We start from the raw sequence: 18765 nt of genomic DNA, 5'->3' as shown, positions 1-18765 counted from the left end.
TCAAATTACTTAAAGAGATTAACCATAGTCGCAATCATCGCTGCAATAGAAGCTGTCGTACTTCCCATTCCCAGAATTTCAGTGGTAGTCATCTTCCTTTTCTGTTCTTTACTTGGAACAATTATTTCACAACCTGGTTCAATGGCTTTCTTGTTTCCTGCTCTTAAACGAGAAACTGTACCATTCATGTATATTACATAGGCCTTGCGTTTCTTGGCGACATTACCAAAACCACCAGCCTGGTTGATGTAATATTTCAAGCTTTCACCCTTTTTATATAAAACTGTATTCGGATACATTACAGCACCGTTGATTTTCACTGTACTTACGTACTCCGGAACAAATAATACATCTCCCTCGCGAAGCACCATATCAGCATCTGAACCAGGATTTTTCAAGGCCTCTCCCAGATTTATACCTACAGAATAGGTATCGGACAAATCCAATCTTTTTACAGATATGGAATCTCCGCCTCCCGCTTGCGCCATACGCAGAGCATCTTCCTTACGGCGGAATTCTTCTTCGATCATCCTACGTATAAGACGCGCTCCTTTTATATAAGCATCGGGAGTTACTCCACCAGCCTTAGCTATCAAGTCACTCAAACGTTCATTCTTTTTCGATAGTGCATAATTACCGCTAAAAAGGACTTCTCCACCCACCATAACATTCTGTTGTTTAAAATAGGACGGACTCTTACGAACATAAATTTCATCAAAAGGCTCAAGATGGAAATCCTGGCTTCCTTCTCCCACCAATAAGCCATCTTTCAAATCAAAAGAGAAATTCTGGCCTACTGTAGTACTGAAAGATGTACTCTTCGGATCTTTCATGCGCCGTGCAACTTCAACCTTTGTTGTAGCCGCCGCCTCCAACAAGCCACCAGCCTGCAACACCAAATCCTCTACTGTCATTTTATCAGAATAGAGATATGTACCCGGATTGGCAACTTCACCATGGATGGTAAGTGTAGCTTCTTCCTTCAAGTCATGAATACTTGGAATATATAAAATGTCATTCTTCTGCAAAGGAATATCTGCAGCTGTCCCGTTCAGCAAACCTTTCACATCTACTTGTATAATCTCATGCGACAAGTCTTCAAGCTCACGATCGATTATAGCACGGTTTAAGAATGCATCTCCGCGAAGTCCTTCCGCTTTCTTAATCAGCTGCTTCACTGTATTCATCATACCGTCCAACTGGTACAAACCTTCACGATATACAGCACCGCGGACTTCCACACGATTCTCAAAACGCTGTAAAACGGAATCAACCGTTATCTTATCACCGTCATCTACGCGGAATACGGAATAATCCATCTCATCCACATTATAAATTTGATGCTCACGTCCACTTTTACGGATTATACGTAATGCTTTCTTATAAGCATCACCCGTAAAACCACCTGAATACTTCAATAATGTACCTACGGTTTCAGTGGATTTCATTTCATAAAACATCGGACGTTTTACCTTACCTAATATCTGTACCAGGGACTGGTAAGGATCCACAAGAATTACATCACCATCCTGCAGACGGATGTCATCTTTCATTTTTCCTTTCATAAGTAAATCGTAAACATCCAAATCCGCTATTGTATTTCCATTGCGAATCACTTTAATACTGCGCAAACTACCAATCGGATTCACACCACCTGCACGATATAAAGCATGAAATACGGAAGCAAATGATGAGAGGGTATAAGTTCCGGGCACCACAACTTCACCCATAACGTTTACTTGAATAGAACGTATTTCTCCTAATGTCAATTTAACTTGGGTAGACGGAACATTTCCGGTTACTCCAGAATATATTCTGGCAAATTCTTGTTTCAAATAATTATTGGCTTCCTTTACTGTTTTGCCACTCAGATAAACCGGTCCTAAATTATTCACAAGAATACTTCCTTCCGGAGAGATTGTTTGTCGAATCGTTGTTTCAGAAGCTCCCCACACATCAATAATCACCTCGTCACCAGGTCCCAGACGATAATTCTCGGGAGTAGCAACATTCACATTGGGTTCGAAAGTCAAATTATCGTTAGTAAAAATATTATGACCATAAATTTGCGAAGTCGGATCCTCTGTTTCCTTCTCTTGAGACAAGGAACGATTATCCATCATTTGTAAAGAATCCCCTGCAACATCCGTTTGTCTGGCAGAATAAGTTTCCGAGGTTGTACGCAGCCCTTTGACTACGCCACTCATTTCACCACGTTGACGAGAACGCTTCTCATCTTGGGTATTGCTCTGCGGACTTCCAGATTTAGAGTTTTCATACTTTTTCTGAATTCTTTCAACTTGTTCCTTTGTCACTCCCCGCCGCATTAATTCAGTAGTAATCTGCTTTTGATTTTTGCCCATCTGCTGAGCGCTTTTTACATACTGAACAACCTGATCATCTGACATCTGCTGAGCAAAAGCTACCCCTGACAAAGTAAATACCAAAAAGAATAGTGTTATTAATCTACGCATAAGATATTCTGATTAATCTTTTGAGTTCTTGTAATAAATATAAATCGGGCACAAAGGTAATATATTATTTTTATAATATACATTTATTCCACCTCTAAGTTTCAGAAAAAGCATTAAAAAGCTGTCACTTTCACGTCTTTTCATTGGGTAGAAGAAAGCGGGAAAATTGGCACTATTTTTTTCATTAGTCCAATCAAAATAGCCTTTTTTTCAGTATAACTATATTGCACCAAGGCCAGCACTTCTTCCCGCACATGTTCATAATCATCAACAGATGGCTTTTCACGCTTTATCTTTTCACTGATTACAGAATCCAAAAGTCCATCCCCAGGCCCTCCCACAATGTACACTTCTCCCCCATCCCCCATGACTCCCACTTCCAGGGTGAGCATACAAGCTTCAGACATGGTAATCAAACAATGAGTATTCGTCGGATACACCTCACCCAAACGTACTATGAACATATCAGTTTCCCCTTTGTCGCGTTTCAACCTGCAATCAGATGACTGCACATATATTTCCGCCACACGCTTACTATATTCCATAGCATTTTCCGGATGACGTGCATTAGCAGCAGATATCATAACCATACGGGACACTCTATACTTTACCGCCAGGTCTGCAATATTCACTGTCCCCGATATATTCGTTTGAATTGCCTCCGACACAAAATCATCCATCAGTTGTACATGCTTATAAGCAGCAGAATGAAAAACAAGTTGAGGACGTGTTTCTTCAAATATAGCCTCCATACGCGTACGGTTAGCAACATCTGCAACCAATACACGGACCTCCAGATTCTTCCAATGATCAGACAATTCCAACTGTACATCATACAATGGGGATTCTGCCTGATCTACCAGAATCAACTGATAAGGATTCAGTGTAGCCAACTGGCGGACGATTTCCCTTCCTACAGCTCCCGCCGCTCCCGTAACCATTACTCTACGCCCCTCGATATGGGCCGTAATTTTACGCACGTCAACTTGTACCGGTTCTCTACGGAGCCAATCTTCTATTTGAATGTCCTTTATCAGTCCATCGTCCATACAATCGCTTAAGGGAGGAACGGTCATTACATGAATATCATGAGAGAACAGTTTATCCAGCATTCCGGAATTTTCCAAATCCGACACCTTGCTTGGAGAGATAATGATTGTATCCACTTTCTTTTTCTTTAGACGGTCAAACAGCTGCTCATCATTGGGATATACCCTGCATCCCATCGTATGTTTACCTATCATATCAGGTTCGTCCGAAATAAAGCCACGCAGGCGATAATGATTATTACGACTAACTCTCAAGGATTTTGCAACATTGACTCCAGTCCCATGGAATCCATAAATAAAAACATTCACGCAATGACGTGCATCAAAAGCAATAGCTTCATAAAGCATCTTCACAGCAATACGCATACAAGCCATCAGAGAGAAGGTGAACATATATGCCATAAACAGAATGCTGTTCGGCAAAGTTTCTCCAAGCCCCGAAACAGACCAACAGTAATTCCCTAAAAACAGTACAGCATAGCTTATCGTAAGACTCCAAAACACACGATAAATATCCACAAAAGAGGAAAAACGGATAACACCCACATAAGTACGGAGAATATGAAAGAAACAGACATTACACAAGACAGCCAAAATGGTCAGCCATACATACAAAGAAATTTCATAAGATACGGACGAAAGCCTATATTGCAAAAAACATGCAGAAAGCATGGAAATCACAACGATAATTACATCTACCAACAACACCGTCCATTTGGACGCTATGCGTGAAGAAAGATATTTATAATAGATTCTTAAATTCATAATCAGTATCAGACTTATTTGCTATAGGACCTACGACAAAGATGCTTCTTTTCGTTTTATTATCCAATTTTTATGGCAATAAAGTTCAGGACATTCAAATAGAAAATTATCCCACTAAAATATTTCTAAAAAAAACAGAGATTCTTTTTGCCTTTTCAAATAAAGATGTACCTTTGCACCCCGTAAACAAAAGCTTATTGCCGCTATAGCTCAGTTGGTAGAGCAACGCATTCGTAACGCGTAGGTCGCCAGTTCAAGTCTGGCTAGCGGCTCGATATTCAAGCACTGATTATCTGGAATAATCAGTGCTTTTTCTTTTCAAGAATCGTTAGAATAAAAAACGCTCTTCTACGAATATATTTGCATAAAACACAATGCCCTTCCAAACAGTTTAATCCATAGCCGCATAATTATCCCAAAGCAAGTAAAGCTAGTTTAAAACAGCACCATCTGATTACAATGATAACTTGAAACATATAGGCACATTATTAAAAACATAATACACCTTATATTATACATAGTAATTCCCAATATTTGCGGCAACTTTTCAATAACCCGATTTTTCAATCTTAAATAAAGGATTGAGGTGATTGAAGAACACAAGCCAAAATCAAAAGGCTACCATAGGTTTCTATAACATACTATAAAAAAATGAAAAGAATCAAGTTATTTACAGCGGCTTTGCTGCTGGCGGCTATATCCGCAGGAAATGGTGTGGGCGCTTTCCGATTCAAGAAAGAAAGACACGCGTCCGGTAGAATCACCCCAATTCTTCAGTGGAAACGCCAACCCGCTGTTGGATTTCATTTTTGTGGCCGACCCGACATCGGTGGAATACAACGGAAGGCTCTATGTGTATGGAACCAATGACACCCAGCAACTGGACAGTGTGGGAAAAGACGGCAAAAACACATACCAATACATCCCATTCACTGGTCATGCTGTCCACCGATGACATGGTAAATTGGACTTATCACGGACTGATTGACGTAAAGGCCCTCTCGCCATGGGGTATAGCCTCATGGGCGCCATCCATCGTATCGCGGGTGGAATCGGACGGTAAGACGTATGCTGGTGAGCCAGTTCACCCAAGGATTAGGCCACTGCAGGGCTCCTTTCGACCCGGGTGCCGTGATAGATGACGAAGGTACAGGATGGTTGTCATTCGGTGGAGGCGGAAAGGGGGAAGTCGGCACCGACTACATGCCCGCATTGTCCGCTTGGGCAAAGACCTGATTAGTCTGGACAGCGAGATAGTAGAGACAAAAACTCCCTATCGTACATGACTTCGCACACGCCGCTCGACACCGACAACTGGCAGTATGTGGACAACTATTTCAAGAATCCCGGAGACTATTCATATGATAAGCACTACGCATTCGACCATCACTACAGATTCTCTCTGAAAAAAGCATGCTCCGACTATGTAGTTTCCAATAAAAAATGTATCTTGCGGAGATTTATTAAATACGATATGAACATGAAACCCTATCTAATCCCCTTCTTTGCAACTGTTGCACTGACCGCAACCGCTCAACAAAAAAACGAGATTACCAGCGTCCTCGAAATACTGGATGTAACCAACGGTAACCGGACCGTCGTAAAAGAATTTCCCTACCGGATTGAAGCTCCCAATTGGACGCCCGACGGGCAATGGCTGCTATACAACAGCGAAGGAAAGCTTTACCGCCTTTCCCCCACCTCGCCTGCCGAACCGGAACTGATAAACACCGGATTTGCCCAAAACTGCAACAACGACCACGTCCTCTCGACCGACGGACAGCAGATAGCCATCAGCCACGGGACGAAAGAAGACTATAAATCGCGCATTTATACACTTCCCATCACGGGCGGCACTCCCCGTTTAATAACACCTATGGCTCCCAGCTACCTCCACGGTTGGAGCCCCGACGGCAAAGAGCTTGCCTATTGCGCCGAACGAAACGGCAACTATGACGTCTATACCATCCCGGCGGAAGGAGGTGAAGAAACCCGCCTGACCACTGCCGAAGGTCTGGATGACGGACCGGAATATTCCCCCTGCGGACAATACATCTGGTTCAATTCCGTACGCACCGGACTCATGCAAGTCTGGCGCATGAAGGCAGACGGCTCCGAACAGACCCAGATGACCTTTGACGAAACCCGCAACTCCTGGTTCCCCCACATCTCCCCTGACGGAAAATCCGTTGTATTCATTACCTACTACAAAGGTGACCTGGAACCGGGAGAGCACCTGGCAAACAAGAACGTAGAGCTGCGCCTAATGCTCGCAAACGGTGGAGAGCCCAAGACATTGTTAAAGCTTTTCGGTGGACAAGGCACCATCAATGTCAACTCATGGGCACCGGACAGCAAACGCATAGCCTTTGTCAGCTATCGAATTAACTGATATGACTTGATGGTTTTCACTCCATTTTTTACTAACTTTGCTCGACTAAAGATGCAGTAAAACAAAATGGAAAAGAAGAAAATCATTATCGGAACATTCGTCGCACTGATTCTTATTGGAGCAGCTTGTGCAGGAACAGTATACTACTATCTGTTTGCCCCGCAATTCCATCCGAAAAAGACAGTCTATATCTATATAGACCGCGACGACACCGCCGACTCCATATATAATAAGGTGGAACAACAAGGCCATCCTCGAAGCTTCACCGGCTTCCGCTGGATGGCCCAATACAAGAAATATTCCGAAAATATACACACCGGACGCTACGCCATCCGGCCGGGGGAAAACGTATATCACGTATTCAGCCGTCTGTACCGCGGATATCAAGAACCTACGAACCTCACCGTCGGCAGCGTACGCACACTGGACCGGCTGGCACGCAGCGTAGGCAAACAGCTCATGATAGACTCCGCCGAAATAGCCGGATTGATGAACGACTCCGCATTCCAACAAAAACTGGGATACAACAAAGAGACCCTGCCCTGCCTCTTCATCCCCGAAACCTACCAAGTCTATTGGGACATGAGTGCAGAAGAGTTCTTCGAAAGAATGCAAAAAGAGCACCAGAAGTTCTGGAACCAGGAACGCTTAGACAAAGCCACCGCCATCGGAATGACCCTGACGGAAGTCTGCACCCTCGCCTCCATCGTCGAGGAAGAGACAAACAACAATCCCGAAAAACCAATGGTGGCAGGGCTCTACATCAACCGCCTGCACACCGGCATGCCCCTGCAAGCCGACCCTACCATCAAATTTGCCTTGCAGGACTTCGGCTTGCGGAGAATTACGAATGCCCATCTGGCAGTAGAATCCCCCTACAATACCTATCTCAACACCGGACTACCTCCCGGTCCCATACGCATCCCCTCACCCATCGGGCTGGATGCTGTGCTGAATTATACGAAACACAACTACCTCTATATGTGTGCCAAAGAGGACTTCTCAGGCACCCATAACTTTACATCCAATTATGCCGAGCACATGAAAAATGCAAGAAAATATTGGAATGCATTAAACGAAAGAAAGATTTTTAAGTAATTTGCTGATAAAATAAAAGCAAAATCCTATATTTGCGTCAAATATTAATCCATGACTAACACTTAAATATTCAGATATGAGCAAGCAACTCTTACTTGGCGATGAAGCCATTGCACAAGCTGCATTAGATGCCGGACTTTCGGGTGTATATGCCTATCCCGGCACTCCTTCTACGGAAATCACCGAATATATTCAGATGGCACCGATTACTGCCGAAAAGAACATCCATAACCGCTGGTGCTCTAACGAGAAAACTGCGATGGAGGCTGCCCTGGGCATGTCCTTTGCAGGCAAGCGTTCACTGGTGTGCATGAAGCACGTGGGTATGAACGTAGCTGCCGACTGTTTCATCAATTCCGCCATTACCGGAGTAAAAGGCGGTCTGATAGTCATTGCTGCCGACGACCCCAGTATGCACTCTTCACAGAATGAGCAGGACAGCCGTTTCTATGGCGACTTCTCCCTCATCCCGATGTACGAACCAAGCAACCAGCAAGAAGCATACGACATGGCGTACAACGGATTCAGCTTCTCCGAACAGACCGGCGAACCCATCCTGATGCGCATGGTTACGCGCCTGGCACACTCCCGTTCCGGCGTAGAGCGCAAGGAGCAGCAACCGCAGAATGAGATTTCCTTCAGCGACGACCCGCGTCAGTTCATCCTCCTGCCGGGTAATGCACGCAAACGTTACAAAGCATTGCTGCAACGCCAGGACGAATTTATCAAAGCTTCTGAAAACTCCGCTTACAACAAATATACCGACGGCCCCAACAAAAAGCTGGGTATCGTGGCATGCGGCATCGGCTACAACTACCTGATGGAGAACTATCCCGAAGGTTGCGAATATCCGGTACTGAAAATCGGACAATACCCGTTGCCCAAGAAACAGCTGATGCAGCTGGTAGAAGCATGTGACGAGATTCTGGTACTGGAAGACGGACAACCGTTCGTAGAAAAACAACTGAAAGGCTATCTGGGCATCGGCATCAAAGTAAAAGGCCGTTTGGACGGCACTCTTTCACAAGACGGAGAGCTGAACCCGGACAGCGTGGCACGTGCCGTAGGCAAGGAGAACAAGGCTGAATTCAGCGTTCCTTCTCTGGTAGAGATGCGCCCGCCCGCTTTGTGCGAGGGTTGCGGCCATCGCGACATGTACACGGTGCTGACCCAAGTATTGAAAGAAGAATATCCCACTTATAAGGTGTTCAGCGACATTGGTTGCTACACGCTGGGAGCCAATGCCCCATTCAACGCCATTAACTCTTGTGTGGATATGGGCGCCTCCATCACCATGGCGAAGGGTGCTTCAGATGCCGGCCTGCATCCTGCCGTAGCCGTCATCGGCGACTCCACCTTCACCCACTCGGGCATGACGGGACTGCTGGATTGCGTCAACGAAAACGCCGACGTCACCATCGTCATCTCCGACAACGAAACCACCGCCATGACCGGAGGACAAGATTCTGCCGGCACCGGACGTCTGGAAGCCATCTGCGCCGGCATCGGTGTAGCTCCCGAACACATCCGCGTCGTAGTGCCCTTGAAGAAAAACTACGAAGAGATGAAGCAAATCATCCGGGAAGAAATCGAGCACCACGGCGTATCCGTCATCATCCCCCGCAGAGAATGTATCCAAACATTAGCACGCAAAAAAAGAAACAAGTAAAGCCATGAAAAAAGACATCATACTTTCCGGCGTAGGAGGACAAGGTATCCTCTCCATCGCCACCGTAATCGGCAAAGCAGCCCTCAAGGACGGACTCTACATGAAGCAGGCAGAAGTACACGGCATGAGCCAGCGAGGCGGCGACGTGCAGTCCAACCTGCGCATCAGCGACCAACCCATCGCTTCGGACCTCATTCCCACAGGAAAATGCGACCTCATCATCTCCCTGGAACCGATGGAAGCACTGCGCTACCTCCCCTACCTCAGCCCCGAAGGTTGGCTGGTGACCAATGAAGCCCCCTTCATCAACATTCCCAACTATCCGGCAGAAGAAGACATCAAGGCCGAAATCAACAAGCTGCCGCATAAAATCATGCTGAACGTAAACGAAGTGGCAAAAGAAGTCGGCTCTCCCCGCGTAGCGAACATCGTACTGCTGGGCGCCACCATCCCCTTCCTCGGCATCGACTACGCAAAGGTGCAAGACAGCATCCGCGAAATCTTCCAACGCAAGGGCGACGCCATTGTAGAGCTGAACCTCAAAGCGTTGGCTGCCGGCAAAGAGATTGCTGAAAAACTGATGTAAACTATAATTGACTCTAAATTTCAACATACCATGAATAACAAATACTGGGAAGAAGAGATTGAAACGATGCCCCGTGAGCAGTTGCGCGAACTGCAACTGCAACGGTTAAAAAAGACTGTCAGCATTGCCGCCAACTCTCCTTATTATAAAAAGGTATTCCAAGAGCATGGCATCACTGCCGACAGCATCCGGTCTATAGAAGACATACGTAAGATACCGTTTACTACCAAGGCCGATATGCGCGCCAATTATCCTTTTGGATTAGTAGCAGGCGATATGCGTGAGAACGGAGTACGTATCCATTCTTCCAGTGGCACTACGGGCACGCCGACGGTCATCGTACACTCCCAACACGATTTGGACTCTTGGGCTAACTTAGTGGCACGCTGCCTCTATATGGTAGGTATCCGTAAGACGGATGTTTTCCAAAACAGCTCCGGTTACGGCATGTTCACCGGAGGACTGGGCTTTCAGTATGGAGCCGAACGTCTGGGTGCGCTGACTGTTCCTGCCGCTGCCGGAAACAGCAAGCGTCAGATAAAGTTCATCACCGACTTCAAGACCACTGCCCTGCATGCCATTCCCAGCTATGCCATCCGCTTGGCAGAGGTATTCCAGGAAGAAGGGATGGACCCCGCCGGCACAAGTCTGAAAACGCTTGTTATCGGTGCCGAACCCCACACAGACGAGCAACGCAGAAAGATTGAACGCATGCTTGGCGTCAAAGCCTATAACAGCTTTGGTATGACTGAAATGAACGGTCCCGGCGTAGCCTTCGAGTGCACCGAACAAGACGGCATGCACTTCTGGGAAGATTGCTACCTGGTCGAAATCATTAACCCGGAAACCGGCGAACCCGTACCGGAAGGTGAAATCGGCGAACTGGTACTGACAACGCTGGACAGAGAGATGATGCCCCTCATCCGCTACCGTACACGCGACCTTACCCGCATCCTGCCCGGCAAGTGCCCTTGCGGACGTACCCACATCCGTATAGACCGCATCAAAGGCCGTAGCGACGATATGTTCATCATCAAGGGAGTCAATATCTTCCCCATGCAGGTGGAAAAGGTGCTGGTACAATTCCCCGAATTGGGCAGCAATTACCTCATCACGCTCGAAACGGTCAATAACCAGGATGAGATGATTGTGGAAGTTGAACTTAGCGACCTCTCTACTGACAATTATATCGAGCTGCAAAAGATTAGCAAAGCCATTACCCGCCAGCTGAAAGACGAGATTCTGGTAACTCCGAAGTTACGGTTGGTAAAGAAAGGTTCCTTGCCGCAGAGCGAAGGAAAAGCCGTCAGGGTAAAAGACTTACGGGACAACAAATAAACTTAAAAAAACTCTTTTCAAAACAGACCATCTGTTCACCCGATACAGATGGTCTGTCTTGTATAAACACATCATCTATCTTCCCTTGACACATCATCTGTTTCAGCATCACGTATCATCGTTTCACAATCACCCACATCCGCATAAAACGAAAGAGGAACGGTTATCCAAACAGATTACCGTTCCTCTTTTATAGAAAGCCGCACCGATGATGTGATGAAACTCCGTATGACATGATTTGAGTGCTCCTCCTCTTTGTAATCCACCGACTCAAGAGTTACCCCGAAGGGCGTGGCCCGCCATTGAGAAGCGAAGCTTGTCTCGGTATTTCATAAAAATTGATGAGTTTCCCGATCCAATCAATGCGGCTATTTTTTCTATAACAAAGGTAATGAGTTTCTATGAAAGAAACAAGTAAAAGCAGTAAATTGTTTCAAGTCCTTTTCAAGTTTTAACCCCTCCCCGGAGTATCAGAAAACAAAAAGTGCTGACTACCAAAAGAGTAATCAGCACCTCGTAATTTATCTGCTAACTGTTTTTATGCAGCCTTTGCTTTAGCAACGATAGCCTTGAAAGCTTCCGGATGGTTCATCGCTAAATCAGCCAACACTTTGCGGTTGATTTCAATACCAGCTTTGTGCAAAGCGCCCATCAGCTTAGAGTAAGACATACCTTCCAGACGAGCGGCAGCGTTGATACGCTGAATCCACAAAGCACGGAAGTTTCTCTTCTTGTTCTTACGGTCACGGAACGCATAGGTCAAACCTTTTTCCCAAGTATTCTTGGCAACAGTCCAAACGTTCTTTCTTGCACCAAAGTAACCTCTGGTCAATTTCAAAATTTTCTTTCTTCTTGCTTTAGAAGCAACATGATTTACTGATCTTGGCATAGTTTTACTTGTTTTTGAATGTTAGCGCCGTTACTTCACGCAGCGGACTTAAAGCTAATGCATTCGGTTAATAACTTTAATACTTTTGTACGCTTTTCAATTACTTCATTGCTAAGAGCTCTTTCACCTGGCTTACATCTGTTGTACTAACAAGTGTAGAGTAGCACAAGTTTCTTTTCTGCTTCTTAGTTTTCTTAGTCAGGATGTGACTATGAAAAGCGTGCTTTCTTTTGATTTTACCTGTTCCGGTAAGAGTAAATCTCTTTTTAGAACCGGAGTTAGTCTTCATCTTTGGCATCTTTTTTAAACTTTTTAATTATTAAATTATATGGCAACGCACTATACCTATGGCGTTACTCACTTCTTTATTCTTCTTCGGTTTCAGCCGACGCAGCCTTTGGCGCATCTTCTGCAGGCTTGGGAGCCGCGCTCTTCTTAGGTGCCGCCACTTTCTTCGGAGAGAGTTGGATTGTCATTCTCTTTCCTTCCAAAACCGGCATCTGGTCTACCTTCGCATAGTCTTCCAAATCATTGGCAAAACGGAGCAGCAACACTTCACCTTGCTCTTTGAACAAGATAGAACGGCCTTTAAAGAATACGTAGGCTTTCACCTTATCGCCATCTTCCAAAAAGCCTTTGGCATGCTTCAACTTGAAGTTATAATCATGGTCATCAGTCTGAGGTCCAAAACGTATTTCCTTCACGTTCACCTTCACCTGCTTTGCCTTTTGTTCTTTCTGACGCTTCTTTAACTGATAAAGAAATTTAGAATAATCAATAATACGACAAACAGGGGGTTGTGCATTTGGAGAAATCTCCACGAGATCCGCTTCATGTTCTTCAGCAAGTCTTAAAGCCTGCGCTATCGGATACACTTTTGGTTCTACTTCATCGCCCACTATGCGGACTTCTTTGGCCCGGATTTGTTCGTTAATCCGATGTTGCCCTTTTAAGCTGTCATTCTTCATTAAATAACGTTTACTTCCAGTTTGTTTCTTATTTACTATTCCCAAATTAATGTTTTTGTTAAGTAAAAGCGAACTTTAGAACATCTAATATATGCTATGCTTCTACAATTGGGCGCAAAGTTACCATTTATTTATCATATTCTGAACTTCTTCGTTCATTTTTTTGGCAAATTCTTCAAATTTCATGGTTCCTTTATCACCTTCTCCCTGCTTGCGGACAGCAACTTCCTTGTTTTCAGCCTCCTTTTCACCTACAACCAGCATGTACGGAATACGCTTCATCTCATTGTCACGAATCTTACGACCAATCTTTTCATTACGTTCATCCACAATGGCACGGATGTCATATCGCTTCAAATATTGTTTCACTTCATGCGCATAGTCGTTGAACTTCTCGCTGATAGGCAGGATGGCAACCTGGTCAGGAGTCAGCCACAACGGGAACTTACCGGCCGTATGCTCAATAAGCACAGCCACGAAGCGTTCCATGGAGCCGAACGGAGCACGGTGAACCATTACGGGACGGTGCTTCTGATTGTCAGCACCGGTATATTCCAGCTGGAAACGTTCCGGCAGGTTGTAGTCCACCTGGATGGTACCCAGCTGCCAACGGCGACCGATGGCATCCTTCACCATGAAGTCCAGTTTAGGACCATAGAAAGCGGCTTCTCCATATTCTATTTTTGCCTTCAGCCCCTTTTCTTCACAAGCTTCGATGATGGCGCGTTCTGCTTTTTCCCAGTTCTCGTCGCTACCGATGTATTTTTCGCGGTTCACCTTGTCACGCAAGGAAATCTGTGCCTCGAAGTTCTCGAAGTCCATAGATTCGAACACGATGGAGATAATGTCCATGACACGGAGGAACTCATCCTTCACCTGGTCCGGACGGCAGAAGATATGCGCATCATCCTGCGTAAAGCTACGTACACGTGTCAGACCGTGCAACTCGCCACTCTGCTCGTAACGGCAAACCGTACCGAACTCTGCCAAACGCAAAGGCAGGTCTTTGTAAGAACGGGGTGAGTTCTTGTAAATCATACAGTGGTGAGGGCAGTTCATCGGTTTCAAGAAGTACTCTTCCCCTTCTTCCGGCGTATGTATGGGCTGGAAGGAGTCCTTACCATATTTTGCATAATGGCCGGAAGTGATGTAAAGCAATTTGTTGCCGATGGGTGGACACATTACTTCCTGATAATCGTAACGGGCCTGGATGCGACGTAAGAAGTCCTGCAAGCGGATACGCAGTGCAGTACCTTTGGGCAGCCACATCGGGAGTCCCTTACCTACAGTGTCGGAGAACATGAACAAGTCCATCTCCTTACCGATTTTACGGTGATCGCGCTTCTTTGCCTCTTCCAGCAGAACAAGATACTCATCCAGCATCTTCTTCTTCGGGAAGGTGATACCATAGATACGGGTCATCATCTTACGGTCTTCTTGTCCACGCCAATAAGCACCGGCAACGGAAGTCAGCTTAATAGCCTTGATAGGAGCTGTGGTCATCAAGTGAGGGCCACGGCACAAGTCGGTAAATGCACCCTGCGTATAAGTTGTGATGTGGCCGTCTTCCAATTCGGAAATCAGCTCGCATTTATAAGTTTCTCCACGGTCACCAAACATCTTCAAAGCATCTGCCTTGGCAATGTCTTGTCTGACAACCGCTTCTTTCTTAGCCACCAGTTCAGCCATCTTTTTCTCAATGGCCGGCAGGTCAGCTTCCTTGATAGTCGTTTCACCCGGGTCCACATCATAGTAGAAACCGTTTTCGATAGCAGGACCTATACCGAACTGGATGCCCGGATAGAGTTCCTGCAAAGCTTCGGCCAGCAGGTGGGCACTGGTATGCCAAAAGGCATGCTTACCCTGCTCATCCTCCCATTTATAAAGAACCACTTCAGCGTCTTGCATGATAGGACGCCCCAAATCATAAATTTCTCCGTTCACGCCACAAGCCAGCACATCTTGTGCCAATCGAGAACTGATGCTTTCTGCAATCTGCAGTCCCGTTACTCCTTCGTTATATTCACGAACAGAGCCGTCTGGAAATGTTATCTTTATCATAGTTTATATGTATATTTCATTTTTCAGAACGCAAAAATAGCTAATTCTTTTTGATATTCTATTTTTTAACAAAAAAATGTTATTCACGTGTATCTGTAAACCTCTTTATGATATTATAGGCCGACACAATACCCAACTCTCCTGCTTTACTCAAATCGGCAATACCTTGTTTGTTATTTCCCAGGAAGATGTGCGTCAATCCACGGTTAAAGTATGCTTCAGCAAAATCGGGGCTCAGCTCAATCGCCTTGTCATAATCCGCCAAGGCGGCACGATAATCCTTCAGCAACGAAGACACATTGCCACGGTTATAATAGCCATAGACAAAATCAGGAGCCAATTGGATAACGTGGTCCAGGTCATTCTTCACAACTTCATAATCGATGGCCATCACTTCTGGCTTCTTCATTTCCGTTGTACCCGAAGTGGCGCCTTCACTCATTGTGGCTTCGGCCTTTTTATATTCCAGTTGCTTATAACGCACCAAAGCACGCATAAAGTATGCCGGAAAGAAAGTGTCGTCCAACAAGATACTCTTTGTAAAGTCATCTATGGAACTGGCAAAATCCTGAACCAGATAGAAGTCCAGACCTCTCATGAAACGTTTCTTGGCGTTCTTCTCGTCAGCCACCACATCAGACGTATGAGCGTCTATCAAAGCAAAGTGGAAGCGTACTTGTTCCTCCGTCAGCGGAGCTTCCATATTGGTGATGCGCAGTGGCTTCGGGAACAGTTTCGAATGGTTCAGTTCCTCAATATACTTATGATAATGTACGATACGCTTCACATCGCTCAGTTTCTCATAATAAGTCAAAGCATACATCGGCTCGAGCTTGATGGTCACATTCCGGTCTTGTACACGTCCGCGATAATCGCTCTTATAACGCTGGTCAACTTCCGAATCGTCCGCTATTACAATTTTCCGATAATTTTCCATATTCTTGTCGGATTTCTTACGGGTCTTCCCGCCATCTCCATTGGAGTTCCCCGAAGAATTATCCGCAACATCCTTACTGTCGCCACCTTCCTTTTTGTCACCGGAAGAAACACCGTTACGCTTGTCTATCTGCATCTTCATGATTTTGAACTCATCCTGCTCGGCTCCTTTACAGTCGCCAATCTTTTTACGGGCTTCGGCACGCTGATAATAGCCGGCCATAAAGTTAGGATATTCTGCAATCACTTTGGAATAGTCACTGATAGCTCCCCGGTAATCCCCCGTCTGCGCACGTAACAAACCACGATTGAAAATGGCCATCATATTATCCGGTTCCATCTTCAACACAAAATCAAAATCCTCTATCGCCCGGTTGTCATCGCCTACCTGGGCACGCAGCAGACCGCGGTTGTAGTGCCCGAGAAAATTATTCGGATCAATATCCAAAGCCAAATCATAGTCACTCATGGCGCCTCTCAAATTATTCTGATGGAAACGCGCCAAGGCACGGTTGATATAGTTACCGGCATTCTTTGCACTCAGATGGATAGACTGGTCCAAATCAGCTTCAGCCTCTTTATACTTTCCCTGCTGGAGACGTACAATGGCTCTTGCCCCCCATCCGTCCGGGTCATAACGGTCCATATCAATAGCTTTGTCAAAATCACGCAAAGCTTGTATCGTATCGTTCTGTTTCAGGGAGACTTCCCCGCGCATCAGATAGGCACGCGTATATTTGGGGGCAATTGTCAGAAGCGTACCCAAATCTTCCTTAGCCGCCTCATAATCTTCTTTCTGAATATGGCAAAGGGAAAGATTATGCCAAAGCACCACATTCTCCGGATCGTATTTGATAGCGGTTTTATAATCTTCAATCGCCTCGTCAAACTTGTTCTGACGGATACGTGCCAATCCTCTGATCTGGTAAGCACCTACCACAAAAGGATTTCTTTGAATCGCAGCATCACAATCACTCTCCGCTCCCTGATAGTCATCCAAATTGATTTTTGCCAGTCCACGGAAGAAATAAGGCTCATATAAATAAGGTTTCGCGTTGATTACCTGATTAAAATATTGGATAGAAAGCACGTAATCCTCAAAATACAATGCATTCCGAGCAATGGTCATCACCCGTTCCGTATTGATTTGCGCATACAACAATGTGGGTAACAGCAAAATAGCTGTCAGTATTTTTCTTATCATCTTGTTTTATAAATGCTTGTAAACGAAACAAAAGTAACGCTTTTCGTTTACTTGTCAGGATTAGCGGAACACTTTTTATATTTTTTGAGCCTTTTATACCATATTATATGGTTGACTTATTTCTTTACGGTTTTCACCTTATAAGTGCAGTGTGCCTTGCCCTTCAACATGGCATTCAGTTTTCCTTTAATCATCTGCTTGCGCAACGGAGACAAATGGTCGATGAACATCTTTCCTTCCAGATGGTCGAACTCGTGCTGCATCACGCGTGCCAGGTAGCCTTCGATAATCTCATCGTGCGGTTCCAGATTCTCGTCCAGGTACTGCACACGTATTTTGTTGCCACGCTTCACCGACTCATGAATACCGGGAAGGCTCAAGCACCCCTCGTCCATAGAAACCTCCTCACCGGACACCTCCAAAATATGGGCATTGATATACGCCTTGCGGAAATCTTTATATTCTGGCATATCTTCGGAAAGTACATCCAAATCGATTACCACCACGCGGATGGGAAGCCCAATCTGCGGTGCTGCAAGTCCTACGCCTTCGGCATGGTCCATCGTTTCAAACATATTCTCAATAAGCTCTTTCAAATTCGGATAGTCCGGGGCAATATCCTCTGCTACCTTTCTCAATACGGGCTGACCGTACACATAAATGGGTAAAATCATTTCCTTTACTACAAATTACTAATTACAAATTATTTTCTATACATTATAAAAAGGAGAAACGTTTGTTCTCCAAATAAGTTTGCAGAATAATAGTTGCACTGATTTCATCCACCAGTGCTTTATTTTGGCGGTCTTTCTTTTTCAATCCAGCCTCAAGCATCGTCCGATGAGCCAGAACAGAAGTAAAACGCTCGTCTACATATTCAACCGGCATGTCAGGCAGTTTCTTCTTCAGCGAACGGACAAAAGGTTCGATATTCTTCATGTTTTCCGAAGCCTCATTATTCATCTGCTTAGGAAGGCCTACCAAGATACGCTCTACCGGCTCCTTAGCCACATAATCAAGAAGAAACTGCAACAATTGGTGTGTAGGCACAGTTGTCAGTCCATTCGCAATCATCTGCAATGTATCACTCACGGCTATTCCCGTACGTTTCCGACCGTAGTCTATGGCTATTATTCTACTCATAATGGGTTACAAAATTACGATTAAAATTTGAATTCCTCCGTTAATCTTACATATATAATACAGAAAAAAGGGATGTCTGATAGTATCAAACATCCCTCCGCTGATTTTTTCATTAATTATTTCAAATGAATTTTGTATGTCAGCCCTCCCGTGAAATATTTCATCCTCTGCATTTCGACCTGCACATGCAGAT

At 45.2% G+C, this 18765-nt stretch carries 17 protein-coding genes and 1 tRNA gene; 8 read left to right on the top strand and 10 right to left on the bottom strand.

Annotation, left to right across the window (positions count from 1 at the left end; translation table 11 throughout):
- Window positions 1–5: 5 nt before the first annotated feature.
- Together ACESTD_RS13900 and ACESTD_RS13895 are read right to left on the bottom strand one after the other, a co-directional pair.
- Complete coding sequence (locus ACESTD_RS13900) at window positions 6–2474, bottom strand: SLBB domain-containing protein (RefSeq protein ID WP_373158939.1); 2469 nt, start codon at window positions 2472–2474, stop codon at window positions 6–8.
- Window positions 2475–2614: 140 nt separating this feature from the next.
- Complete coding sequence (locus tag ACESTD_RS13895) at window positions 2615–4288, bottom strand: SDR family NAD(P)-dependent oxidoreductase (protein ID WP_195288949.1); 1674 nt, start codon at window positions 4286–4288, stop codon at window positions 2615–2617.
- 199 nt (window positions 4289–4487) lie between these two features.
- Between ACESTD_RS13895 and ACESTD_RS13890 the strand changes: the two genes are divergently transcribed.
- The 8 genes from ACESTD_RS13890 (at window position 4488) to ACESTD_RS13855 (ending at window position 11371) form a co-directional block, all read left to right on the top strand.
- Window positions 4488–4560 (top strand) — tRNA-Thr (locus tag ACESTD_RS13890).
- 437 nt (window positions 4561–4997) lie between these two features.
- Complete coding sequence (locus ACESTD_RS13885; protein ID WP_229079697.1) at window positions 4998–5243, top strand: hypothetical protein; 246 nt, start codon at window positions 4998–5000, stop codon at window positions 5241–5243.
- A 113-nt stretch (window positions 5244–5356) separates the two neighbouring features.
- Entirely contained in the window at window positions 5357–5524 is a 168-nt protein-coding gene (locus ACESTD_RS13880; protein ID WP_022402117.1) for a hypothetical protein, read from the top strand.
- Window positions 5525–5768: 244 nt separating this feature from the next.
- Window positions 5769–6680 carry a TolB family protein gene (locus tag ACESTD_RS13875; RefSeq protein ID WP_373158950.1) on the top strand — a complete coding sequence of 304 codons (912 nt, stop codon included), beginning with the start codon at window positions 5769–5771 and terminating at the stop codon, window positions 6678–6680.
- A gap of 66 nt (window positions 6681–6746) precedes the next feature.
- A complete protein-coding gene (gene mltG, locus ACESTD_RS13870; RefSeq protein ID WP_373158938.1) occupies window positions 6747–7778 on the top strand; it encodes an endolytic transglycosylase MltG in 1032 nt (343 codons plus the stop codon).
- A 76-nt stretch (window positions 7779–7854) separates the two neighbouring features.
- The gene (locus ACESTD_RS13865) at window positions 7855–9447 is read left to right on the top strand and encodes a thiamine pyrophosphate-dependent enzyme (RefSeq protein ID WP_195288947.1); all 1593 of its coding nucleotides are present in this window, start codon (window positions 7855–7857) and stop codon (window positions 9445–9447) included.
- A 4-nt stretch (window positions 9448–9451) separates the two neighbouring features.
- Window positions 9452–10033 (top strand): indolepyruvate oxidoreductase subunit beta, encoded by a 582-nt coding sequence (locus ACESTD_RS13860; RefSeq protein ID WP_009036846.1) that lies wholly within the window; start codon window positions 9452–9454, stop codon window positions 10031–10033.
- Between the two features lie 30 nt (window positions 10034–10063).
- The gene (locus ACESTD_RS13855; protein WP_195288946.1) at window positions 10064–11371 is read left to right on the top strand and encodes a phenylacetate--CoA ligase; all 1308 of its coding nucleotides are present in this window, start codon (window positions 10064–10066) and stop codon (window positions 11369–11371) included.
- A 538-nt stretch (window positions 11372–11909) separates the two neighbouring features.
- On the opposite strand, the gene rplT is transcribed toward ACESTD_RS13855, so the two are convergent.
- From rplT to ACESTD_RS13815, 8 genes are all read right to left on the bottom strand, one after another.
- Window positions 11910–12260 carry a 50S ribosomal protein L20 gene (gene rplT / locus ACESTD_RS13850; RefSeq protein WP_004289896.1) on the bottom strand — a complete coding sequence of 117 codons (351 nt, stop codon included), beginning with the start codon at window positions 12258–12260 and terminating at the stop codon, window positions 11910–11912.
- 100 nt (window positions 12261–12360) lie between these two features.
- Complete coding sequence (gene rpmI / locus ACESTD_RS13845; RefSeq protein WP_005827880.1) at window positions 12361–12558, bottom strand: 50S ribosomal protein L35; 198 nt, start codon at window positions 12556–12558, stop codon at window positions 12361–12363.
- 67 nt (window positions 12559–12625) lie between these two features.
- Window positions 12626–13228, bottom strand: a complete 603-nt coding sequence (infC, locus tag ACESTD_RS13840) for a translation initiation factor IF-3 (RefSeq protein WP_005827878.1) — start codon at window positions 13226–13228, stop codon at window positions 12626–12628.
- 120 nt (window positions 13229–13348) lie between these two features.
- A complete protein-coding gene (gene thrS, locus ACESTD_RS13835; protein ID WP_005836068.1) occupies window positions 13349–15289 on the bottom strand; it encodes a threonine--tRNA ligase in 1941 nt (646 codons plus the stop codon).
- Window positions 15290–15368: 79 nt separating this feature from the next.
- On the bottom strand, window positions 15369–17429 hold the full coding sequence (locus tag ACESTD_RS13830) for a tetratricopeptide repeat protein (RefSeq protein WP_022402115.1): 2061 nt from the start codon (window positions 17427–17429) through the stop codon (window positions 15369–15371).
- A gap of 116 nt (window positions 17430–17545) precedes the next feature.
- Window positions 17546–18103: a peptide deformylase gene (gene def, locus ACESTD_RS13825; RefSeq protein ID WP_022402114.1), complete on the bottom strand. Its 558-nt coding sequence runs from the start codon at window positions 18101–18103 to the stop codon at window positions 17546–17548.
- 43 nt (window positions 18104–18146) lie between these two features.
- Window positions 18147–18572 carry a Holliday junction resolvase RuvX gene (ruvX, locus tag ACESTD_RS13820; protein ID WP_005827870.1) on the bottom strand — a complete coding sequence of 142 codons (426 nt, stop codon included), beginning with the start codon at window positions 18570–18572 and terminating at the stop codon, window positions 18147–18149.
- Window positions 18573–18578: 6 nt separating this feature from the next.
- On the bottom strand, window positions 18579–18765 hold a 187-nt coding region (locus ACESTD_RS13815; RefSeq protein ID WP_217722568.1), incomplete at its 5' end, for a hypothetical protein.

Source organism: Bacteroides sp. AR20, from assembly GCF_964250605.1.
Classification (GTDB): Bacteria; Bacteroidota; Bacteroidia; order Bacteroidales; family Bacteroidaceae; genus Bacteroides; species Bacteroides uniformis.
Note: the sequence above shows the minus strand (reverse complement) of the source record. Positions and strands in the feature narration are given on the sequence as shown.